Raw genomic sequence first — 23153 nt, 5'->3', positions numbered from 1 at the left:
GCCAGTTCAAAGGCGGCGTTGGGCGATATAGGCGCCGGCCTGTTCCAGGGCCAGCGCCAGATCGCCCAATTCCTCGGCGAGAATTTCGGCTTGCGCGCTGTCGTCGTCTCGTTTGCGGCGTTTGTGCGCGGTGCGGGCCAACAGGAATTCGGCGGCATCGGCTCGGGCCAGCGTATCCAGCTGCATTACCGTCAGGTTGCCGCTCCAGTTGCTCAAGCGGCTGGTGATCAGCAGATGGCCGCCGCTTAGCCGCGGCAGCAAGGCTTCCACCGCCTCTGCCGCCGTTTCGGTATCGGCGTTATCCAGGATCAGCAGCCAGCCCGGATGTTGTCGCAACCAAGCCAGGACGGCGTCGCGTTGTCTGGCTTCGTCGGTGTCGGTTTGCTCGGGCAGATTCAGCAGGCCGGGCCGGCATAACGCCGCCAAATTCCGTTGTAATACTTCCGGGCTGTCGGCGCCGAGAAACAAGCTGGCCGCATAATTATCGGCCTGCCGCCAGGCGTATTCCAGCGCCAGCCGGGTTTTACCGACTCCGCCCAGTCCGCTCAGTACCCGCGCGTGGACTGCTTGATTCGTGCTGTCCGGCACCGGGCCAAGGCAGCGGCTTAGTTGCTCTAACATGGCATTGCGGCCTTTAAATAGTTCGCCGAGGCTGGCGGCTGGCAAATTGGCCGGCTTGTGCAATGCCCCGGCGCGGGCCAGCAGGTCGTGTAATTTGGATCGCAATATCGCTACCGACAAACGGTCGGCATTGGCGAAGCTGATTTCCGGGTAACGTTCGAAGCTAGCCAGACGCGCCAGGTGTTGTTGCTGTTGAGTTTGTTGTTCCGCCAGTAATTGGTATTGCTCGTCTCTCGGTGCAGTGGGTTCGGGTGCGGCGATGATCAGTATTTTACCGTGATACAACGCCAGCCAGGCTTCCCACTGGGTATAGGACAGCGCCGGCCCGTTCGGCTCCAGACAGGGCTTTAAAGGCGGCAGACGTTCGGCCATGTCGGGGTAACGTTTGCGGATTAGCTGCAAGGAAGGCGCTTGCGCCAAGGCGCCGGTCAGGTCGCCGACCAGATGAATCACCGCATCGCACTGGCGGATATATTCGTTCAGTTTATCCAGGGTCTCGCTGCCGGTGGCGATAAAGTCTTCCTGTATCTTCACCGTCACGTTGGGCCGGTCCAAGTTGCGGCGCAAGGCGTCGCGGTAACTGCAAAATTCCGCGCTAACGGCGGACAAGAAGAGGCGAATTTGAGGCACGCGTTTTCCCAAGGCTTAATGTGTAGTCCGGGCCGACCAGACAGAGGTTGGCTTTGCAACCAATCGCCACCCTAACGCATGAGGCAGCCGTTTAGGAAGGGCAATTGTGGCATAAACGCATTTTAAAAGCCTTATGCTTAGCCGATAGGTTTAGGTTTCGGACCACTGTTCGGAGAGTGCGGCGAATTGGTCCTGGATGCTTGCAAACACGTTCGCCAAGTCCGGATCGAATTGGCTGCCGCTGCCGGCTATGATGTAGGCCGCCGCCCGTTCGTGGGACCAAGCCGATTTATAGGGGCGATGCATGGTCAAGGCGTCGTAAACGTCGGCAATGGCGGTAATCCGCCCGTAGATGTGGGTTTCGACGCCTTTCAGTCCTTGCGGATAACCGCGGCCGTCCCAGCGTTCGTGGTGGGTCAGCGCTATTACTTCGGCGGATTTCAATAGGTGGCTGTCTGAGCCTTTGAGAATACGTTGCCCATGCAGCGTGTGCTGTTTCATGATTTCCCATTCCTCGCTATTCAACTTACCGGGTTTGAGCAGAACGCGGTCGGGCACCCCGACTTTGCCGATATCGTGCAGTTGCGCGGTGACGGTGATTTCATGGGCTTCATCGGCGCTGAAGCCGGTTTCCCTGGCCAGACAGCCGGCAAACTGCCCCACCCGCTGGGTGTGGAAGCGGGTGTCGGTATCCTTGAATTCGGCCGCAATGCCCAGGCGTTCGAGAATTTCCGCCTGCAGTTTGAGCAACTCGCTGGTTTGATCCTGCACTAGCGGGTCCGAAGCGTTGCGGTATTGGGGCGTGACGAATCAATCATGAGTGTCCGCCGGGTTTTGCTGGGCTTTGAGCAGTAGTTCGAACTCGTCGGCGGGCATGGGTTTGGCGAACAGATAACCTTGCCCGTAGTCGCAGCCGGCCCTGGTCAGAAAGTCGCGTTGCTGTTGGGTTTCTATGCCTTCGGCGATGACTTTGATGCCCAGTTTGTGCGCCATCACGATAATCGCTTCGCATAGGGCCAAATCGCTGGAGCCCGGCGCCAGGTTCCGCGTAAAGGATTGATCGATTTTCAAATATTCGATATGAAATTTTTTCAGATAAGAGAGTGCCGAATAACCGGTGCCGAAATCGTCAATGGCCACTTGAATGCCGTATTCCTTGAAATGCAATAATTTTTTTGCCACATTGTGGCTGTCGTCCAGCAACAGTCCTTCGGTAATTTCAACGACTATGCTGTCGCGCGGCATGTCCAGCCGTTGCAGATAGTCGGTCCAGCCGCTATGTACAAGGTCTTGGGTATGAAATTGGATGGGCGATTTATTGACGCTGATTTGAAAATGGCTAAGGTAATTCTGTTGCCACCGCTTGGCCTGTTGGGCGGCCTCTCTAAATATCCAGTCGCCAATATCGTTGATGACGCCGGTTTCTTCCGCTATGGCAATGAACTCGATAGGCATAATCATGCCCTGTGCCGGGTGAATCCAGCGTATCAGGGCTTCGGCTTTAACAACCCGGTCTTGCATGGCCAATTCCACGATGGGCTGGTAATACACGGCAAATTGGTTATCGGCCAGCGCGGCATGCAGGTCCCTGGCGATATGGACATGGTTTTCCACCTCTTTTTGCATGGCCGGCGTGAAGTAACAGTACATGTTGCGGCCTTTGTTCTTGGCCGCGTACATGGCTTGGTCGGCAAAACGGATCAGATCTTCGACATGGCTGGCGTCGGTTGGCGAAAAGGTGATGCCGATACTGGCCGAGACGTATGCCAGGCTGCTGCCCAGCGTAAAGGGTTGGCTCAATGCGTTCAGAATGTTTTGCGCGATCGTTTCCACGTAAATCTTGTCGTTTAATTCGGAGATAATCACCGTAAACTCGTCCCCGCCCAGGCGGGCCACCGTGTCGGATTTCCTGACGCAAGCGCAAAGACGTTTGGCGACCTGGACCAGTAATTCGTCTCCCATGCTGTGGCCTAGCCCATCGTTGACCTCTTTAAAGCGGTCGAGGTCGACGAAAAGCAAGCCTAGCGCTTGCCGATCCCGCTCGGCTTTGACGACTTCCTGTTGCAGGCGGTCGATAAACAGGCGACGGTTCGGCAAGCGGGTAAGGGGGTCGTAATTGGCCTGAAACCAAATCAATTCCTCGGATTTTTTCTTTTCGGTAATATCGGAAAACAGCGCCACCCGCCGATGCACGGTACCGTCCGGATTGAAAACGGTATTGATGACCACCCATTCCACATAAATATCGGAATTTTTACGCCGGTTATAGATTTCGCCTTGCCAGCGGCCGGAGCTGTTTAACGCTTGCCACATGGCTTGATAAAACGCGGGCGACTGTCTGCCGGAATTCAGAATTCGCGGGTTTTTGCCGAGTACGTCCGCCAAGGTGTAACCGGTGCAGGCGGTAAAGGCTTGATTAATGGAGATGATGCGATCGTTTTCATCGGTGATCATCATGGCTTCGCTGCTGTTTTGGTATACCAAGGCAGCCAGCCGCAGTTCGTCTTCCGCGGCTTTTTGCTCGGTGATATCGCGGGCCGCCGCGTAGATAAGCCCGTCCTTGGCGGTGGAGTTCCATTGAATCCAGCGCCAAGAGCCGTCCTGGTGCCGGTACCGGTTGATGAAATTATTAACGGACGTTGATGCCGATAGCCTCGCCATGGCTTCTTGGGTGGCATGAATATCGTCGGGATGCACGAATTCCAAAAAGGGTTTGCCGGTAAGTTCGGCTATGCTGTAACCCAGTATTTGTTGCCAGCGCGCATTCATTTTACGGAAACGCCCCTGCATATCGGCAATACCGAACAAATCCAGGGCATTATTGAAATAGGCGTCCAGTTCCGCCGTTTTTAAGCGTAGCGCTTCTTCCGCCCGCTCGCGGGTATGCAAAATCAGCGCCATCAAAATGCCGGCAACGGCCACCACCAGCAGGTAATGCCAAAAGTTTTGCGCGCCGGTTTGCCGATGGTTGGCAAAATCGGCGGCGCCCCGGTCTATGCCAAGATAGCCGATGCTGGCGACTATCAGCAAAAGCAGTAATACCCCGTGGCGGCCGAACCGGAATGCACCCCATAAAATCAGCAGAAACAGCCAATATTCCGGTGAAATCCCGCCGAACATGTCCCGAAAGAAATCCATGAATAGTGTGGTTGGCGCTATCAACGACAGCAGAATATAACCATGCGTTTCCAATCCGCGCTTGGCGTGGCCGAACCATCCCTGCGGCAACCGCCGCCAGACCAGCGCAAAAGGCGTGCCGATAACCATGCCCATGGCATTGGCTTGCCACCAATGAAACACGTTACCCGCTAAATCGGCGGTAGCGGCCAGTCCCGCGTGCAGGAGGGCAAAGCTGCCGGATACCGCGCTAATCCAGGCCGATAAAATTGCCGCCGGCAGGATGCGGATAAAATCGCGCGGCCGCGAAAAATCGCTATCGAAATAGCCGCCGAACAGGTTTATTAAAACGAACGCAGAATACACTTCGACGGTATTGCCGGCGGCCATGGCAGCAACGACCGGTAGCGGCTGGCCGAACAAGAAGCCGGCCGCCGCCGAGCCGAGGATTATGCCGGGCCAGATGGGGCCGCCCCGCGCTAGCATGATTGCCAGCGCAATGCCGTTCGGCATCCAAAAAACCGTGCTGTCGTGATGGACGACGGACAAGACATTCATCAAGTAGGCGCAGACAGAATAAAGCAGGACTAATCCGGCTGGCCGCGATAAATTAGCTATCCGAGAAGGCAGGGTAAGGCTCAAAAAATCATCTCTTGGCAGATTGAACTCAATAAGGCAGGGCATCGCGTTCCGCAATGAAAACCTTACGAAATCATTACATTATCTGGGCTAAGGTAATTGGGTGCAAGCTTTTTGCTTGAATGAAGCGAACTGCCGGAACGCTTGCATTTTACCGGCATATACAAGGTGTTAGGCGTTACGGCGGGCAATGCGGGCGGCGCTTTATGAATGCCTAAACCGATTTGATGGCGGCGTTTAGCTTTTATGCCGTTCAAGGCCGGACTTGTATCCAGGCGGAAGCGGTGCGTGCGTTCTATCCGCGGGCTTGTCGAAAACCGCTTCCGGGCCCACCCCGCCAAGCGTTCATGATGCGTGGCTAAATTTCGGAATATTAGAGGCGGACCGTGACGGGGTTGTCAGCCGGGGTCCGGGGCGGCGGCATGCAGATGCTTGGCGGCTTGGCCGGCCGGCAGCGGGTAACAGAAAAAATAGCCTTGGCCTTCCTGACAACCTTCCCGCCGCAGAATTTCGAGCTGGCCCTGGGTTTCCAAACCTTCCGCGATGGTCCGCATATTAAACCCATTTGCCAACTGAATAATCGAGCGAATGATGGCAAGATCGTGGCTGTCGACTTCTAAATTACGGATAAACGAGCCGTCGATTTTCAGTTTATCGACCCGAAACCGCTTTAGAAACGCCAGACTGGAATAGCCCGTGCCGAAGTCGTCAATGGACAAGGTGAAATGCAGGGTCTTGAATTTTTTCACGATATCCAGAATATAGTCGACATCCTGCAGCATGATGGCTTCGGTGAGCTCCAGTTCTATATATTGAGGGTCGAGATGGTGTTCTTCGGTCAAGCCGGTAATCATCTTGATGACATCGCCGCGCTTGAAATGCAGCGACGACAGGTTCACGGCGACTCTAACCGGCGCATAGCCCTGCTGTTGCCAAGCCTTGGCCTGTCTGCAGGCTTCGCTGATCACCCATTCGCCAATCGGGACGATCTGTCCGGTTTGTTCGGCAATCGGGACAAACCTGTCCGGCAGCACCAAGCCTTTTTCCGGGTGGTTCCAGCGAATCAGGGCCTCGATACCGACCAGTTCGGAACTGTGCAGATCGAATTGGGGCTGGTAATACAAAACAAACTGTTGCTTGAGCAGGGCTTCCGCCAATTCATTGCGCATGCGCAGGCGTTCCATTGCATCGATATTCATCTTGTCGGTATAAAACCGATAAGTATTGCGGCCGCTGTCCTTGGCGTGATACATCGCCGCATCGGCAAGTTTTAACAGGGTTTCGAAATCGTCGCCGTCGATGGAATACAGGGCAATGCCTATGCTGGCCGTCGACGTCAGCCGGTATTGCTCGATTTCAAAGACTTCGCCGAGATGGTTGAGGATATTCTGCGCGACCATCGATATGGAATGAGAGTCCGGCATGTCCGTCAGCACGATGACAAACTCATCGCCGCCCAGGCGGCAGACGGTATCGATTTCCCGCACATTGGCTTCCAGGCGCTTGGCCGCGGCGATCAGCAGGCGGTCGCCTATTTCATGCCCCAGCGTATCGTTGATGTTTTTAAACTGATCCAAATCCAGATATAACAGCGCCACGCTACCGGCGTCGTGCCTATGGGTGATGCCCACCGCCTGGTCGAAACGGTCGCGCAGCAGCAGGCGGTTCGGCAACTTCGTCAGCGGGTCGTGATAGGCTAGAAACGTGAGCATGGCCTCGTCGGCCTTGCGTTTGGAAATATCGCTGAAAATGGCCACGTAATTGCATAAGGTGCCGTCGCTATCGTGCACGGTGCTGATGTTCAGCCATTTGGGATAGATTTCGCCGTTCTTGCGTTTGTCCCAAATCTCGCCGTGCCAGTTGCCTTCGGTGAGGATGTGTTGCCACATGTCCTGGTAAAACGTCTGGTCATGCTTGCCGGACGAGAGAATGCGGGGATTTTGACCGGCCACTTCGCTTAAGGTGTGGCCGGTTATTTGCGTGAAGGCGTCGTTGACATAGACGATGTTGTTCTGTTGGTCGCTGATCAGCACGGCCTCGTCGCTATTCGACAGCACTTTACTCATCAAGCGCCCCTGGCGTTCGTTTTCCAGCCGGTCGGTAATTTCCTGCCCCAGCGTAATCAGGGCCTTGCGGCTGCCGTTGGTTTCATAGATAGGCGTTTTAACGATTTCGAAAACGCGGCCGTGGTTTAGGCTGTTTTCCTTGGACGGCAGAGTCAGGAACAACTCGGCCGGTTGTCCGGTTTGCCAGGCCTGTTCATCGTTTTGCATGCTGATTTCGAAATGGTGGCGGCATTGCTCGTCGCAAAGAGCGGCCAGTTCGGCGCAGGTTTTGCCTTGCCAGGCTTTGCCGATCAAGCCGTATAATTCCAAACAGGCGTTGTTGGCAATTTGCCAGCGGCTTTGGCCATCTTTCAAAATCACCAAGTTTCGGGTGGTATTAATCAATAAAAAGAAGTTCTCTTCATTGACGAATGTGGCCGGTTTGCCGATTTGACCGATAAAACGGTAACCTTGGCCGTATTCGGTTTTTATCAATAACTCGGTGCCGGGGCTAGTCTGGCGTAGCGTCGATTTTAAAATCGACAGGCAGCGGGAGATGCTTTCGTCGGATGTGGGGGTATTGTTCCAGACGCTGGCGATTAAATCTTCCTTGGACACCCGTTTGCCTGCCTGTTTGACCAGCTCAAGCAGCATTTTAAATTCCTTAGGGTGCAAGTTGACGGGCTTGCCGGCAAAAGAGAGCCCTTGCTCGCTATCTATCACAAAGCCATAAAAATCGGCGTGAAAATGATCTTCCATGGCTTATTGGTCCCCGGGTGCGACGCTGTGGATATCGATGGTTTTATCGGTCTGACGGTTGCGGATGATATAAAGCACTAGCCTGGAAATGTACAGTTAAAATTGACCAGCCAAGATACCAACACTTGGTGCTTAAATCCTTATGGAAATTTGTAAAACGCCGTCGGCGGGCCCCGGCCGGACCGAGGCCGCTCGGCCGGTTTTCCCGCTACGTTGCGAGGAAATGGCCGGCCTAAGCCGGAAATTAAGTCAAAACGCGGATTTCCGCGTCTCCTGTTTTATAACATTCTGTTTGGAATTGTCCGTGGCTTGGCGGGTTTGCTACAAAATGGCCGAAAACCCCCGGTAAAAAAATGGTTGTAATAATATTCTATTTAATATCAATGTCTTGCAAACATACTAATTGGCATTTTAATTGCTTTTAGGCAAGTGCCGGATCGTGAAGCCTTGCTGAAAACCCGCAGGCCGGTTCGGCAAATTTTTCTCGTCGCGAGGTGTTGATATGTTTGAAATCATTGTGTTGTCCATGCTGCTGTTATTGTTTGCGGCCTGCTTGTATACCCCGTTAGCCAATTGTGTCCGGTATTTTACCTGGTCCGAATCCCGCCAAGGCGGTACTCCGGACGTTTCAACCGCCCAGTCCGGCAAACTCGGGGAAAACTACACGTTTTTAATGCATTTAAAAAACGAAGTGGAGGCCGAGCTGTTTCCGCGCCCGACCGACTCGGTATTGCGCCGGCATTACGATGCCCTGGTGGCTTCCGAGCTGCAAAACCGGTTGGCGTTAATGGCCGAATAATTCCGGGCAAGCGGTTTTGCGGGTAGGGATGCCCGCAAATCGTTTGGGATTCAAGGTTCAGGGCAAGGCGCCGGCCAGCAGCCTAATAGGATGCACGATTTTTTGTCCGTTCAAGGCCGGGTCGGCATTTAAGAAACACATGCAGCCGAAATTGCCGCTTACCACTGTCGATGCGGCGGCTGCCGCAACCGCTTGGGTTTTTAAAGTTCTCAGGGCTTCGGCATTATCCGGGTGGGTCAGCATATAGCTGCCGCCGGCACCGCAGCAAATTCGATTGTCCGCCAGCGGCGCCACCGCCAAACCGGGGATTTTTGCCAGCAGGGCGTAAACCGCCTGTTGATTTTTCAGCACATTGCGCTGGCTGCAGGGTTCGTGCACGGCCGCGGTGCCATCGACCGGCTTTAACAACAAATCTTCCGGCCAGTGTTGCAACAAAAACTCGTTAATATCGGCTAAACGGCTGCCGAACAGTTGCACGGCCGCGTCATCGTCCGCTCTGTATTCGCTTAGCATGGCGCCGCATCCCGAAGCCGTATGAATGACGGCGTCGACAGGTAAGGCATTGAATACCCGCAGATTATTGGCAATCAAGCCGGCGGCGGATTGGCCGTTGTGCTGATGAATGGCGCCGCAGCAGCCTTGTTGCGGCGGTACGCTGACGTCGAAGCCGATGGCGTTCAATAGTTTGATGGCGGCCAGCAAGGTCTCGCGGTCGAATGGCTCGGCAACGCAACCGGTAAACAAGGCCACGTTGCCTCGGCGGTTTGCGGTAGCAGGGTAAAGGGGTTTCAAAGCCGTCAAGGCGGGCGGCGTCAGCAGCGCTTCCGCTTCGGCCAGCCGTAGTTTTTTCAACAGGCCGGATTTGCGTAACGGTGTGCGCAGGCCGGTTTTCAGATAAAGATCCATCAGCGGCATCAACCGGTTGCGCCAGCGTTTTTGTTCTATGACGCGAAAAGCCAGTTTCGCCAGCCAATCTATCGGAGCTTGCGAGGCTAAGGCTGCCCGGGCCCGGTCGAATAATTCGCCATAGGCCATGCGGCTGGGGCAGGCCGGTTCGCAGGCCCGGCATTGCAGGCAATTGTTCAGATGTTGCAGTTCCGCGTCGCTGACGGGCTGGTTTTCGACCAATAGCTTGCCGATAGTGCGTATGCGCCGGCGCGGGGTTTCTTCGTCGACTTGAAACAGCCGAAAGGTCGGGCAACTGCCGACGCACATGCCGCAACGCATGCATTCGCCGGCATCCGGAATATACGGGCCGCTGCCGCTGGGCTCCCCGGTTTCGCCGCCGCTGTTGAAATCCATATCCATGAAATCGAACATCTCAGCCCTCCATCATTTTAGTGTAGGCCCGCCGCAGCAATTCCATTTCCGCCGGCGGCCTGCCGCGCAGTTCCGGCAGCGTGCGCATCCGGCAATTGCGGTCTTGCATTAGTTGATGGGGCGGGTCCAATAAAATAAAGCGGGCCATGTGCACCGTGACGATGCCGCCTGGGGTATCGATCTGTTCGCAAAAACCCGCTTCGGCGCGCAGCAAGTCGTTGTCCAATTGCAATAGGTCATTGATTCGATTGACCAGCGCGGAAGGGTGGATGCTGATTTTGGTTTCCGAAAACTCTTCTTCCTCCAGCGGGCTGGACAAGGCCGGCAGGGCGTCCGGAAAGCAGACGCTGCCGTTGGCTTGCTGGGCGAACATGACCAGGGCGCTGATGTCGCCTTTATACATCAGCAGCAAGCGATGCCGGTCAAAGGCGGTAGGGTCGGTCATAAACTCAATTGATACCCGTTTGCTTGCCGTATTGGTCCCACAAGACTTTATAGCTGCTATCCAGGCGGGACAGACGGGCGTCGACCCTCTCCAGTAATTTGGTTTTGGCGAAGCGCTGGCTTTGACCGCCGGCATACCAGTTTTCCATTTGCTGTTTCAGTTGTGTTCTTTCCGAAGCGCAATCGGCAATCTGTTGCTTTAACCAGTTCAGGCTGGTTGACGGCGTCAGTTCGGCGATCCGGTAACGCAAACCCTGGCTGAAGATTTTTACCCCGCCGCCTTGGGCCGCCGTGTGGTACAAGGCGGCGGGGTCGGTGATTTCCACTCCGGCCAGATAGTCGACGCCGAATTCGTGCAATTGCGGCAACCAGGGCACGGTGGGGCCCATCAGCACGGTTTTAGCGTGCCAAGCCAGTTCGGCCAAGCGCGGGAAGGTTTTATTGGGAATGGAGCTGGCGGTCAGAAACACCCAGTCGGCATTCGGCAATAAAAATTCGCAGGCCGAATCCGGCAGGTCGTCGGCGGCAGGCTGTTTTTCCAGGATGCTCAGTTGCATCAAATCCTGATAGCGCTCGATGCCGGGGTAGCGGCCGATCACCACCACTTTTTTATGATGCAGTTGCGGTAGAAAGTAGTCGAAAACAGCCAGATTGGCATGATCGGCCACGGGCTGCAAAACCACCGATTCCGGCAACGGCCGGCTGTTGATGCAGCTGTTGATCGCGGCCATGGCCACCGCCGCCTGATACGGGTTCCAGTCCAGAATCCAGGCCGCCAGATCGGTAATCGGCTTGCCGTTCAGGCTGCCGGACCAGGACAGGGTGCGGGTCGCGTGGCCGGGGCTCATGGCCAGGCCGATACCGTTTTGGTCCTGGGTCTTGCACAGCGTCCACACCAAGCCTATCAGCAGATTGTCCACCACCGCTTCGCTGCTGCAGTGATCCAGTAACAGTTCATACACGTGCTTGGGATTGGCCATGACGCTACCTATTGGGGAATGTCGAGCAATTTGGCTTCGGTTTTGATGTTGTCTTGCTGCCCCCAGGCGTTGATCGCTTCCACAAAAAATTGTGTTTTGCTGGGGTGAGGCCGGACCACGTCGTATTCGGCATAAAAACTGCCGTCACCATGAAATTTGATTTGTCCTATGCGTTGTTTGTCGGGGTTGTACCAATAACCGACCAAGTCCTGGCTTTGCGTGTAAGGATCGGTCACCAGGCTGAATTCGGCGGCGTCGAAGTCCGGCGGGTTGATGTTGGTTTGCATTGAAAAACCCAGCTTGGCGATGTTCTCGCCGATGCGCCGGCAAACCAACTTGCCGAAGTCGCGCTTGGCGGCGATAAGTTGTTCGAGGGCTGCCGTCATGCGGCCTCCGGCTCCAAAGCGGCGGACAATTGCATGATCACCGACGCGCCGGACTTATCTTGCGGATCGAGTATTTCCATCGCCGCCAAAACGGCCCGGGCTTCGTCGGCCAGATCCTGGCGCAATTTAATAAACGCCAAAGCCTTCAAGGTATACAGGTAAAACAGCGCGGTGTCGCTGGCATACATATCCCATTCGCCGGCTTGGCCGGCGAGTTGGCGGAAATCGGCCGGAAAATTGCCTTGCCGCGCGGCTTGATTCAAACCGGCCAGCACTTCGCGTTCGGCTTCCTGTAAACGGCCTTGGTAAAAATAAAATTTATACAAGGCAAAATAGGTTTGCAGGCAGCCGGGGTCGAGTTGTTGTGCCTGTTTGAACAGTTTTTCCGCCAGCGGTTTTTCGGCGTGGCTGGCCGCCACCGCCTGCTGCAGCAATTGATTCACTGCCTCGGGCAGGTTGGGGCTGAACAGCACCCGTTCTTCAAAGAGTAATCTTTGAGTCATGGCTTACCAAACCTCGGTGGGTACAACCAGGGACGCAACCGGTGCACCGCCCAGCAAATGCTGTTCGACGATGGTCTTGACGTCGCCCTTGCCGACCTTGCCGTACATGACGCCTTCCGGATAGACCAACACGCTGGGACCCATCATGCAGGGGCCCATGCAACCGGTATTGGTCAAGGCGATTTTCTCGAACAAATTACGGCTTTGAATTTCATTCATGAATTCATTCATGACTTCCGCGCAGCCGCTGGCCGCGCAGGAACCGCGCGGGTGGCCTTCGGGACGGTTTTGAGTACAGACGAAGACGTGTTTTTCTGGGCGTGGCATGATAGCTTTCCTCTTTAGTTTCTGAACGGTTAGGTGTCGCTATCGCGACGGTTATTTAGGAGTCGGTTCGCGGACCGACGACCGCGATACTTTCTTTTGCGTCGCCAAAAGAAAGTATCCAAAGAAAAGGCGACCCCAATGCTGCGTTAACCCTGCGTGCCGGAGACTTTGAATGGGGTTTTCCGAAGGGGCTTCCCAGCCCCGCGGAAAACGCGATACATCCTTGTATCGCCCTGACGGCTGTTCCATTCAAAGTCTCCGGTACTCGGCGCAGCAACAGGGGAAGAAAACTCCCCACAATTAACGCTTTTTCATTTAGGTAAAGTTATCCCATTCGTGTTTTGCTAATTGATATAACCGCAAACATATGGGCCGACTTCCTCACCCCTTATGCCGCGCCGAGCACCGGAGTTTTTGTCAGGGTTAGCCCAAAGGGGGGCGGCAAGGATGCCGCACGTTGCTTGTAGGGGCAGGGAAGCCCCTTCAAGCAACCCCTGACAAAAACGAGGAGCACAGGAAACAAGCGGCATCGGGGTGTCGTTTCTTTTGGATACTTTTCTTTGGACAAGCAAAGAAAAGTATCCCGCCCGCCGGTGCGGGAACCGGCATTAAAACAATCCGTCGCGATAGCGACAGAAAATCAAGCCGCCGCTTTATGCTGATGCGTAAAACAATCCTTCGGGCAAACCTTGGAGCAGGCCTCGCAGCCGATGCAATCGGCGCCGTTTTTAATGCTCATGACCATGCTGTTGTCGTCATCGTCTTCAAAATCGCCGTAGTCGTCGCCGAAATCCTCGGCCGACAGCACTTCGTCCTTTTCCACCAGATCGAACACATCGCGCGGGCAAACCTTGAAGCAGCGGCCGCAGCCTATGCAGTTACGTTGGTTGATATTGCTCACGTATGACGGTGTCCAGATCGCGCCGCCGAAGGTGGTACCGGTTACAAATTCGCTCATGTTCGTGTCCTCAAGCGGTTTCCGCGGAGGCGGCCAGAAACTTCCGGTTGGCCTCGTCCCAGGCCTTACAGGCCTCGTAAGTGTTTTGGGCCACCGCCATCAGTTCGCCGTAGGCGTCCGGCAGCCTGTCCTCTATCAGGTCGTGCAGTTCCATGGCGGCCTCGCCGGCCAGCCGCTTGGTCTTTTTGACCTCTTTTTCCAGTTTTTTCAGTTCTTCGTCAGTCATGAGATGTCTCCTCAGGCTTCCGCTACTTCTTTGTATTGTTCGATCAACGCAACGGCTTTTTCGATAACGGCTTCGGTTTTGGTAGACATCTCTTCCAGACTGGGAAAACCGAAACGGTGCACGTCGCGCAGGGTTTTATCGACCACGATCAACTTGCCGACCAGCACAAACGCACGGCCGAAGCCTTCATGGGTGATGTTGATCACCGGAACGGCCATCTTTCCGGAGCGTTTTTCGATCAACGAGGCGATGCTGTTGTAATAGGCCTTGACGCGGGCCAGGGTGATTTCGTCCGGGTCGCCGATGATGGGGATTTCGCGCTTGCGCTCCTTGGTCATTACCAGCGGGTCAATGATTTTTTCGTCCGACCAGCCTTCGTAAGTGTCGTAGGTGTCGAGCGCGCGCAGTTGCTTGAGCATTTCGAGGACGACAGCGGACGTCATGAAAGGGTCGCCGGTTTCTATGGCTAGAGCTGCTTGGGACATGGTGTTCTCCTGTTTGTAAAATTCGGTGGTTTGTATTGCTGCCGCAACGTCAATTAAGTGCCGGTTGGCGGTTATTCATCCCAGCCTTCCTGCTCCATTTCGTCGAAACGCTGCGGGTCCGGGCCTTTATGCTGGTTGATGGCTTTGGCCAGCCAACTGGAAGGTCCGGCTTTCATTTCAGCCTGTAAATCGCTCAGTAGATCCTTGATAGTGCTGCCTTCGTGGACCTTGATCGGTTGTATGCCCTGGGCGAGGATTTGCTTGATCGCCGAGGCGCCGACAGCCTGGCAATACACTGCCGAACAGCCGTCCAGCAATTGCAGCTTCACCGACAATTTGTCTTCGTTACCATCCTGCGCCAGTTGGCCGAACTGAGCGGCTTCCATCAACTCGGCTTGCTCGGGATTGACGGCGTACACCGCAAACGATTTGGCGGAACCGAAATGCTGATTGACATGCACCATGTCGGTGGTGGCGAATGCGACTTTGATGGCGGTTTCCATCGGGATCTCCTGTTCGGATTGATGCACGACCTGCATGCGGCGGGTTAATGACATGACGGCGAGCAGGCTTGACGTTCGGATTCGGGTTTTTGCGCATAAGGCGAGTAATACGGCTCGATTTCCTCGTGGGCGAAATTGATCACCAGATTGGCCAGATCGAACAGGGTCTGACGGGTGCCGCGATAACCGATCCAGGTTTTTTGATAACCGCCGATGACGTCGTAGAGCGGAAAACCGATGCGTAAAATCGGTATGCCCAGACGTTCGGCGCTGGCCACGGCATGCGAGTTGCCGATCAGTAATTGCGCCTTGCGTTCCTTGGCCATCATTTCCAGATCTTCAAGGTCGCCTATCTTGATACTGTCCACCGGCGCGGTCGCCAGCACAGGCGTGTTGCCGGCGGCTATGGCGGTGACTACTTCGCAGCCCATGCCGTGTACCAGATGAATCAGCGCATTGAGCTGATCGGGATCGGCGGCGATGGCCACCCGCAGCTGGCCGAGCATGAAGTGGGTGTCGAGCATGGCGTCCTGCAATTGGGCGCGTTGCCGCTCGATTTTTTGCGGCACCGGCATTTCGCTGATTTCGGCCAGGGCCGTAATCAATGCGTCGTTAGCCTGCAAGCCGTACAGATGATCGAAATAGTGGCTGGGTACACCGGTTTTTTCCTGCAACAGCTCGCCGGATTTACGCAAGGATGCGCCGACAACCAGTGTCGCTCTGGCTTCGCCCAACGTCGCCAATTCCGAAACCGGCGTGCCGCCGATAGTCACCGGTGAAAAGTCGTCGTCGGTCAGGCTGCCGTCCAGGGAGTCGGACAAATCCGGCACCAGCACAGGGCGTAAATTGAATTGTTCGATCAAATCGCGCAGCGCTTCCAGATCGCCCGGCGTCAGCATGGGGCTGGCCAGGACGTTGACCTGCCGCTGGCGGTTGCCCGGCTTGGTGCCCGCGCTGGCGGCGTCCGGTACCAAATCCTTGACGATTTCGTACAGCGTTGCGGCATAGCCGGTTTCCACGCAGCCGGTAAAATCCGGGGTGTTCACGGCGACGACGGCGACATGGTTGTATTCGGGATATTTGACCCGGAACTCGCGGACGTTGCGGTGCACGTCGCAGCCCTGGGTTTCCGCCAACCCGGTGGTCAACACCGCAATCAGCGCCGGATTGGACTTTTCGGCGATATTCTTGATGCCTTCGACGACGTTTTCATCGGCGCCCAATACCGAGCTGGCCTGATCCATCGCCGTGGTTTGCAGCGGAATCGGCTCGCGAAAATGCCGCACGAAGAACACCTTGGCAAATGCGGTACAGCCTTGCGAGCCGTGCAGCATCGGGATAGCCTTGTCGAAACCCAGGCAAGCCAGCGAGCCGCCGGTGGGTTGGCTGGCTTTTAACGGGTTTACCGACAGCGCTTTGTTGCGTTTGACGATTTCGGCCATTTCAAGCCGCCCGAGCCGACAGCGGCTCTTGCTCGACTGCGGTATCCGATTTTTTCAGGCCGCCCACGCGCCAGGGCGGCGTGGCCCGAACCGCTTCCCAAACCGGGCTTTCCAATGTTAATGCTAATTGCCTAACCAGCTCCAGCATGCCTTGGTAGCCTTCGTAACCGAACTCACGCTCTTGGTTAATGTCCAGGAACGGAATGCGCGCCTTCAACGCGGTGTACATATTGCGGCCGCCGGCGATCAGAATGTCGGCTTTATAATCGGCGACTACTTTCAGCAAGGCTTTAGGGCTGCCGTCTTCTATCATCAAGGTCTCTTCGCCCATCAGTTCGCGGATACGGGCTTTGTCTTCCTCGGTGGATTTTTTGGTGCCGGTGGCGACTACCACCATCCCTAAATCCTGTAAGGCGGAAATCACCGACCAGCTTTTCACGCCGCCGGTAAACAACAGCACGCGCTTGCCTTTCAACCGCTCTTTCCAGGGTGCCAGGGCTTCGCGGATGCGGTTTTCCTCGCGGGCAATAATAGCTTCGGTGCGTTCGATTAAGTCAGGGTCGTTGATCACCCTGGCGAAATCGCGCAGAGCCTGGCTGGTGTCGGTGATGCCGTAGAAACTGCCTTCGAACCAGGGGGTGCCGTAGCTTTGTTGCAGCTTGCGGGCCACGTTGACCATGGCTTTGGAGCAGACCATCATATTCACTTCGGCTTTGTGCATGGTTTGCACTTCGCGGAAGCGGGCGTCGCCTGACAGGGTACACAGCACGCGCAGGCCCATTTCGTCCAGCAGCGGCAGCACGTGCCAGAATTCGCCGGCGATGTTGTATTCGCCGACCAGATTGACGTCGTGTACCTTGATGCCGGGTCGCTCTGTGCCAAGAGGCAACGGGTCGGGGTCGCGGGTGCCGATCACATGATTGACCATGGCGTCGCCGGCGATGCGGTTACCCAGATTCTTGGTGCCGTAAAAACCGGCGCAATCGATGGGTACTACCGGCACGCCCCAGCGTTCGGCGGCGGATTTGCAGGTGGCATTGATATCGTCGCCCACCAAGGCCGGTACGCAGGTGTTGTAAATGAACACCGCCGGCGGGTTATAGGTTTCGATGGCTTGTTTGATGGCGTGAAACAGGCGCTTTTCGCTGCGGCCCATTACCACGTCTTGTTCGGTAAGGTCTGTGGTCATGCCGATTCGGTACAATTCCGAACCGGAAGAACGGGTGCCGCGGTTGTCCCAGGAACTGCCGGCACAGGCAATCGGGCCGTGGACGATATGCGCCACGTCTGCGATGGGCAACAGCGCGATTTGCGCGCCGTCGAAGGCGCAACCGCCCGCCGCCGAACCCGGTTTGGGTTTGGCGCAGCCGGACTTTTCCTTCTTGTTATGCTCGCAAGCCGGTTCGTCCAGCAATTCGGCAATGTCTTTGGTCGATTTCATGGCATCACACCTCGCTTTTTGTTTATAACAAAGCAACGGGTATGCCAGTGTTTAAGGTATTGACTTTATTAGCTTTGTTTTAGCAAGGCTTTGTAGTAAATGCTACAAAGGCCTTGCCATAGGCTGGAATGACGACATTAAGAACACAAAAATCGACAATCCGCCGACAAACCTAATCTCGGTTACTATGATGGCCAAATTATTAGGAGGTCTTATGCAAGATGACGTAGTAATCAGTTCGGCCGGCGTGGCCATGCCGCGCCTTATTTACGGTACGGCATGGAAAAAGGAGCGGACCGCCGAATGGGTCGCGCTGGCCTTGGCGCAAGGCTTTCGGGGTATCGATACCGCCTGCCAGCCCAAACATTATTACGAGCCCGGCGTGGGCGAAGCTTTACACGCCGCGTTCGAATTGGGTCTGGGACGCGAGCAGATTTATCTGCAAACCAAATTCACTCCCTTGAGCGGGCAGGATCCGTTGCAAGTTCCTTACGATCCGCGGGCGGCGCTCGACCGGCAAGTGTCGCAGTCCTTTCAAAAGTCGCGGGACAATTTACGCACCGATTATCTGGACGGTTTGGTATTGCATTCGCCGCTGGCGGATAAACAGGAGCTCATGACGGTCTGGCGGGCAATGGAACATATCGTGTTGTCCGGCGGCGCCCGGCAGCTGGGTATCAGTAACTGCTACGACCCGGCGCTGTTTAAGTCCTTGTACGAGACCGCCACCGTCAAACCCGCCGTGCTGCAAAACCGTTTTTACGCCGACAGCCATTACGATACCGAGTTGCGCAAATTTTGCCGAGCACATGGCGTTATTTATCAAAGCTTCTGGACATTGACCGCTAATCCGGGAATATTAGCAAATGCTGTGATTGCTGCATTGGCGGACCGCTACCGGCGCACCCCGGCGCAAATCTTGTTTCGCTACTTGACGCAGGTCGGCGTAGTGCCTTTAACGGGTACCACCTCCGCGCAACATATGCGGGAAGATTTGGCGATTTTCGAGTTCGAGTTGACGCAGGATGACTGTGCCGGCGTGGAGCGTCTGCTGGGCTAGGGTTTTCGGCTTGCGCCGCATTAAATTGGCTTGCAACAAGCGTAAGCGAAACTAAACTTTCAGAGGGTATTAAAAAATTAAAACTCGTTTTTTGCATTAAAACGCAACGCGCCCATACTTAGCCGGGTTTGCAGTGTCTTTTTATAATATTCATTGAATATATGCTTGAGCTAAACAATAAAAAAACCAATCGTAGGCTTGATTTTCGGATTTACGAACAGGTAAATCTTTTCTATCGCAAAATAGATACGCAACGGGTTAATGCGGCCAAAGCCGATTTCGATACGCTTTTTACCGATTATTCAGGCAGTCAAGCCGCGGAATCCGTTACCCGGGGGGATGAAAATCCGGCTATCGATAACTCGCTGCCGGGTTCGCAAAGCCGGGAAAACGACACGCTCAATGTCAATATCAGTTCCAGCGGTATCGCCTTTACCTGCCGGGAGCCGCTTAAGGCCGGCGATTATTTGATGATCAGGATATTGCTGTTATCCAGCATGACGGCCGTAATGACCTGCTGCAAAGTGGTGTATTGCAAACCCAGCAATCCCTATGAAATCGATCAGTATCCCCATTTAGTCGGCGCCCGGTTCGTCAATTTAGCGGCGGCGGATCGCGCATTACTCGATAACATCGTTGCCAAGCGCAGAAAATACCAATTGATCGGCTACGGCATATTACTGAGTTTGTTAACGGCGGTATTTTTGATGCCGGAAGAGGCGGTAGGACTTTTAATAGAGCTGAGCGACTATCTGACCGATGCTATTTTAGACCTGTGGTTTCTGGCTTCCGATTATTTGGGTTTGGGCCTGAAGCATTTAATACCTTATTTATTTCATACCACGCCAAGGATTACGGATATTGCCGGTTTTTACGTGCAGCAGGCTATAGAGTTTGTTGTGATGTTGCTATTGGTGCGCCAAAGTTGGTTCGCCATTAAACGGTTTAGCCAACAGTCGGCGGCCTTTTTGGCGCGCAAAAAAGCCGGCATGCTTTATTACTGGCGCGAGAAAAGCGGGTTGGATAAGCTTAAACTGATCGGTTTAAGCGTTACCGTGATCGGCTGTTATCTGGCGTTCGGGCTGTAAACTACAGGATTTTCACCCGCCGTTCACCCAATCGCCATCGGCAAGCGGCCGGTTCGAGTTCCTGATTAGAAAGCTTCATCGGCTACCTCCAAGAAACCGGGCGTCCAGTGCCATGGATGGCGAGCTTCGAGCTATCCTTGCAAGCTGGATTTCGGCTTTCCCTCCCCCTATCGATTTAAGAGGCGCGTGGGGAACCGGCTGAAGCATCTTGCCAATCAGGTTCGAGTTTGGCCGTTAAGCCTCGCCTTTCATCACCAGTTCGCCGTATTGTTCCGGCGTAATAGTGCCCCCCTGTTGTCGCACACGGGCCCGTTCTTGCGCGGGCAACACGTCCTGTATGGCGTCTATGCGTTTCCATTGCGGGGTCAACGGCGTTTCGAAGCCGGCTTGCGGTGTATATTTTGAAGTTTCTACTTGCTGGTATTTGTGAATATAACGCGGACAATTCACGAAAATTTCCGTGACGGCCACCCGCACGATCAAGGAAGCGCCGGGGAATTCGCCGGTTAGCGGGTCTTGTTTATCGATGCCGGCGGTGCCGTGTATTCTGACCCGGTGCGGCGTTTCGAAATCGATCAGCAGCATGCCGATTTTGTTATTGGCCTGAATATTACCCAGCGACAGAAACATGCCGTTGCCGTCGTAACTTGGAAAGGCCAGGGTTTTCTCGTCCAGCACTTTTAAAAAACCCGGCGACCCGCCTTTGTAAGAGCAGGTGGGGTAGCCGCGATGGTCGACGGTGGTCAGAAAGAACATGTCACGGCTTTCGATAAACGCTTTATGTTCGGCGCTCACTTCCGGTAACACGATCAATTCCTCAACCCTGTCGGCCAAGGCTGTGGTTTCGAACTCTTGTTGCAGCAGCCTGTGTTGCGATCCGTAAAGTGGGTTCATTTTGCCTCCGCGATGTTGTTATTTTGGGTTGGTATGGCGTTTTGCTAGAGCGTGCGGGCGGTAATGGCCAGCACGAACCAGCTACAGATAATGAAAAATAATGTCCGGAACCACTGCGCGGCCGACGCTGGCGGCGGGGGTGGGCCATAACGATTGGCCGCGGGTTCGCCCCTGGCGCAGGCCAAATAAATAATCAGCAGCGGGGCGATTGGGCCCATGCCGAGGGCAACGGCAGTGAGCCAGCCGGACCAGCCCAGATCGCGGCCTCTGTTGACGGCGGTATATAGAAATACCAAAAAACACAAGGCCGCCAGCACGATGACGACCGGCACGGAACTCTCGCCGCCGCCACCGCTACCGGTCGAAAGATGCAAGCCGTAAAGCAACAGGCCGGCGGCATTTACGGCGGTTAAAATGCCCAATACCCAAAAGCTGGAACGGCTATGGCGCGGCATGGTTGGTGCCAACGCGTAGATAATAATCGAATCCGAATAGCTTGACTCGCCCGACATGCGTATCGGAAGCGGCATAAAACGCCGACAGCCTGGAGAGCGGTTTTTCGCCCGATGCCGGAGCAAAAGATGGTTTCGATTTAGGCGTTTTGGCCGTCATTGCTTCAATTCCTTGCCGCTTATTTAACGGCTAAGCCACAAGCCCTCGGGTGAATTAGCGATAGCGTAGTGTATCGAATAATCGAAGGCAAATATGCGGCGCAATACGGCTTCGCCTATTGACGCCCGGATTACGCCTCACCGCATTTTGCGGGTTTGAATATCTTGGTTTGGTCAGTAGCAGCCGCTCAGTTTCGTCAGAACATCTGACTGCTCTCTGTCGGATTACGGCATTTTAGCCTCGCGTCCTAATCACCCAAGTCGATTTCGCCAATCATGAAAATGACGGCCTTTCCGGAGAGAATCACACGGTTGCCCTGTAGTTTGCATGAGAGTCTCCCGCCTCTCGGTGAAACCTGTCTCGCCTCGAAGGAAGTCTTCCCTAGCCGCTGCGCCCAGTAAGGTGTCAGTTCGCAGTGGGCAGCACCCGTTACTGGGTCCTCGGGTATTCCAATTTTTGGTGCGAAGAAACGGCTTACAAAATCAACATCTGTGCCCGGCGCGGTAACAATAACTCCGCGCAGGTCCAACTCCTGTAGCTTGGCGAAATCCGGACTGATAGAGTGTAAGGTGTCTTCATCCTCAAAAACAGCGATGTAATCGTTTGCTGCCCAGACTTCGAGAGGTGGACGGCCTAGTCCGACAGCCAAAGCATCGGGAATGGACTTCATTACCGGTGGTCGCGCAGGAAAATCCATCGTCAACAGTCCGTCTTTTGACTCGACAACCAGTTCTCCGCTCTTGGTTTGAAAAGTAATCTGCTTTCCGGTGTAACCAAGAATGTCAAAAAGAACATGCGCTGCGGCTAGTGTAGCGTGCCCGCAGAGGTCGACTTCAGCAATAGGTGTAAACCATCGAAGATGAAAACCATTTTCGGAAGGGACGAAAAAAGCGGTTTCGGAAAGATTATTTTCATTGGCAATCGCCTGGAGCAGGCTATCGTCCAGCCAATGGTCCAACGGACACACGGCTGCCGGGTTACCCTCGAAAACACGTGTGGCAAATGCATCAACCTGATATTGCTTGAGTCTCATTGTTTAGTTCCTGATGTACTGGCTAGCGAGGTAGTTTTCAAACTCGGCCAACCATTCTGCATCGTCGGCTTCTGGGTGTAAAGCAGCTGGTAGGATGGGTAGAGGCGCTAGCCGAAACCCATCAAAAACAATGGATTGTAATGAATATAGTCGACATGCTTGACGAAGTCGTCCTCGTTTCAAATTCGATGCTCCCAAAACCGTCTTTGCCACTTGTGCCCGTTGGGTAAATACCGCGTTCCTGTTTGCGTTCACGACTTTTGGAAATTCGTTCGCCTTTTTCGACCTGTTTAGTAAAGTGGGTCTTAATGAGCCGCCAGCGACAACTAAAATCATCGTCACCTTCCGGCAAAGTCCAAATGGTATGGAGATGTTCCGGTAACACAACAATCGCGTCGATATTAAACGGGTGTTGTTCTTTTACGTTTCGAAAAGATTCGCTAAGCAGTTCAATCCTATCGGTCAGCAAAGTCCGGTTTCGTTCCGCCAAATTGACGGTGAAAAAATAACAACCGCCTTTGAGGCGATGTCGGCGATATTCTGTCATATCGGGTTTATCGGCGCTTCGATTGATGGGTTTCGCTTCGCTCTACCCATCCTACTGTCGGCAATTGGCTCACCCCGGTCGGTCATTGGATAACCCCTGTCGGTTGTCTCCTATGGATCGTTATGCGCACGTCAATGTAAGACATCTCAATGGTGCCTTGGGGCGTGTCTGCTCAAGTTGGAAGTTCTACAATTTAGCTTGGGTTAACCCGGTTTCTAGCCATAATAAAGCCGATATGCGGCACATGCAGCAGGCCGGCTATTTTTCTGACCGGATATTCTTCTTGCGGGTCAA

23 protein-coding genes are annotated in these 23153 nt (G+C 54.7%); 3 read left to right on the top strand and 20 right to left on the bottom strand.

The window, feature by feature from the left end:
- Positions 1-6 precede the first annotated feature (6 nt).
- The 4 genes from NP596_RS05905 to NP596_RS05890 form a co-directional block, all read right to left on the bottom strand.
- On the bottom strand, positions 7-1251 hold the full coding sequence (locus NP596_RS05905; RefSeq protein ID WP_256614354.1) for a DUF4062 domain-containing protein: 1245 nt from the start codon (positions 1249-1251) through the stop codon (positions 7-9).
- A gap of 150 nt (positions 1252-1401) precedes the next feature.
- On the bottom strand, positions 1402-2022 hold the full coding sequence (locus NP596_RS05900) for an HD-GYP domain-containing protein (protein ID WP_256614353.1): 621 nt from the start codon (positions 2020-2022) through the stop codon (positions 1402-1404).
- Positions 2023-2061: 39 nt separating this feature from the next.
- Positions 2062-5052, bottom strand: coding sequence for a bifunctional diguanylate cyclase/phosphodiesterase (locus NP596_RS05895; protein ID WP_256614352.1), 2991 nt, complete (start codon positions 5050-5052; stop codon positions 2062-2064).
- A 353-nt stretch (positions 5053-5405) separates the two neighbouring features.
- Entirely contained in the window at positions 5406-7811 is a 2406-nt protein-coding gene (locus tag NP596_RS05890; RefSeq protein WP_256614351.1) for an EAL domain-containing protein, read from the bottom strand.
- A 502-nt stretch (positions 7812-8313) separates the two neighbouring features.
- Between NP596_RS05890 and NP596_RS05885 the strand changes: the two genes are divergently transcribed.
- The gene (locus NP596_RS05885; protein WP_256614350.1) at positions 8314-8610 is read left to right on the top strand and encodes a hypothetical protein; all 297 of its coding nucleotides are present in this window, start codon (positions 8314-8316) and stop codon (positions 8608-8610) included.
- 57 nt (positions 8611-8667) lie between these two features.
- Here the strand turns inward: NP596_RS05885 and NP596_RS05880 are convergent, their stop codons facing one another.
- The 12 genes from NP596_RS05880 to nifE form a co-directional block, all read right to left on the bottom strand.
- Entirely contained in the window at positions 8668-9930 is a 1263-nt protein-coding gene (locus NP596_RS05880; RefSeq protein ID WP_256614349.1) for a (Fe-S)-binding protein, read from the bottom strand.
- Position 9931: 1 nt separating this feature from the next.
- Positions 9932-10375 (bottom strand): hypothetical protein, encoded by a 444-nt coding sequence (locus tag NP596_RS05875; RefSeq protein WP_256614348.1) that lies wholly within the window; start codon positions 10373-10375, stop codon positions 9932-9934.
- A gap of 4 nt (positions 10376-10379) precedes the next feature.
- Positions 10380-11354 (bottom strand): DUF364 domain-containing protein, encoded by a 975-nt coding sequence (locus NP596_RS05870; RefSeq protein ID WP_256614347.1) that lies wholly within the window; start codon positions 11352-11354, stop codon positions 10380-10382.
- Between the two features lie 8 nt (positions 11355-11362).
- Entirely contained in the window at positions 11363-11740 is a 378-nt protein-coding gene (locus NP596_RS05865) for a hypothetical protein (RefSeq protein ID WP_256614346.1), read from the bottom strand.
- Positions 11737-12243 (bottom strand): hypothetical protein, encoded by a 507-nt coding sequence (locus tag NP596_RS05860; protein ID WP_256614345.1) that lies wholly within the window; start codon positions 12241-12243, stop codon positions 11737-11739. Before NP596_RS05860 ends, NP596_RS05865 begins: the two co-directional genes overlap by 4 nt.
- Before the next feature lie 3 nt (positions 12244-12246).
- Complete coding sequence (locus tag NP596_RS05855; RefSeq protein ID WP_256614344.1) at positions 12247-12570, bottom strand: (2Fe-2S) ferredoxin domain-containing protein; 324 nt, start codon at positions 12568-12570, stop codon at positions 12247-12249.
- Between the two features lie 640 nt (positions 12571-13210).
- The gene (gene fdxB / locus NP596_RS05850; RefSeq protein WP_256614343.1) at positions 13211-13528 is read right to left on the bottom strand and encodes a ferredoxin III, nif-specific; all 318 of its coding nucleotides are present in this window, start codon (positions 13526-13528) and stop codon (positions 13211-13213) included.
- A 10-nt stretch (positions 13529-13538) separates the two neighbouring features.
- Positions 13539-13754, bottom strand: coding sequence for a CCE_0567 family metalloprotein (locus tag NP596_RS05845; RefSeq protein ID WP_256614342.1), 216 nt, complete (start codon positions 13752-13754; stop codon positions 13539-13541).
- Between the two features lie 11 nt (positions 13755-13765).
- Positions 13766-14239: a NifX-associated nitrogen fixation protein gene (locus NP596_RS05840; protein WP_256614341.1), complete on the bottom strand. Its 474-nt coding sequence runs from the start codon at positions 14237-14239 to the stop codon at positions 13766-13768.
- Between the two features lie 71 nt (positions 14240-14310).
- Positions 14311-14796: a nitrogen fixation protein NifX gene (nifX, locus tag NP596_RS05835; protein ID WP_256614340.1), complete on the bottom strand. Its 486-nt coding sequence runs from the start codon at positions 14794-14796 to the stop codon at positions 14311-14313.
- The gene (nifN, locus tag NP596_RS05830; RefSeq protein WP_256614339.1) at positions 14787-16184 is read right to left on the bottom strand and encodes a nitrogenase iron-molybdenum cofactor biosynthesis protein NifN; all 1398 of its coding nucleotides are present in this window, start codon (positions 16182-16184) and stop codon (positions 14787-14789) included. The genes nifX and nifN overlap by 10 nt, the downstream gene beginning before the upstream one ends.
- Before the next feature lies 1 nt (position 16185).
- Complete coding sequence (nifE, locus tag NP596_RS05825; RefSeq protein ID WP_256614338.1) at positions 16186-17625, bottom strand: nitrogenase iron-molybdenum cofactor biosynthesis protein NifE; 1440 nt, start codon at positions 17623-17625, stop codon at positions 16186-16188.
- A gap of 214 nt (positions 17626-17839) precedes the next feature.
- Here nifE and NP596_RS05820 point away from each other — a divergent pair, with 214 nt between their 5' ends.
- Positions 17840-18685, top strand: coding sequence for an aldo/keto reductase family protein (locus NP596_RS05820; RefSeq protein WP_256614337.1), 846 nt, complete (start codon positions 17840-17842; stop codon positions 18683-18685).
- Between the two features lie 161 nt (positions 18686-18846).
- Positions 18847-19773: a PilZ domain-containing protein gene (locus NP596_RS05815; RefSeq protein ID WP_256614336.1), complete on the top strand. Its 927-nt coding sequence runs from the start codon at positions 18847-18849 to the stop codon at positions 19771-19773.
- A gap of 234 nt (positions 19774-20007) precedes the next feature.
- Here NP596_RS05815 and NP596_RS05810 read toward each other — a convergent pair whose 3' ends face one another.
- The 4 genes from NP596_RS05810 to NP596_RS05795 form a co-directional block, all read right to left on the bottom strand.
- Positions 20008-20667, bottom strand: coding sequence for a pyridoxamine 5'-phosphate oxidase family protein (locus NP596_RS05810; RefSeq protein ID WP_256614335.1), 660 nt, complete (start codon positions 20665-20667; stop codon positions 20008-20010).
- Positions 20668-20711: 44 nt separating this feature from the next.
- Entirely contained in the window at positions 20712-21122 is a 411-nt protein-coding gene (locus tag NP596_RS05805) for a DUF805 domain-containing protein (protein ID WP_256614334.1), read from the bottom strand.
- Between the two features lie 404 nt (positions 21123-21526).
- On the bottom strand, positions 21527-22312 hold the full coding sequence (locus NP596_RS05800; protein WP_256614333.1) for a PhzF family phenazine biosynthesis protein: 786 nt from the start codon (positions 22310-22312) through the stop codon (positions 21527-21529).
- Between the two features lie 121 nt (positions 22313-22433).
- On the bottom strand, positions 22434-22859 hold the full coding sequence (locus NP596_RS05795) for an REP-associated tyrosine transposase (protein ID WP_256614332.1): 426 nt from the start codon (positions 22857-22859) through the stop codon (positions 22434-22436).
- Positions 22860-23153 lie beyond the last annotated feature (294 nt).

It is taken from the genome of Methylomonas rivi (genome assembly GCF_024505165.1).
Classification (GTDB): domain Bacteria; phylum Pseudomonadota; class Gammaproteobacteria; order Methylococcales; family Methylomonadaceae; genus Methylomonas; species Methylomonas rivi.
Note: the sequence above shows the minus strand (reverse complement) of the source record. Positions and strands in the feature narration are given on the sequence as shown.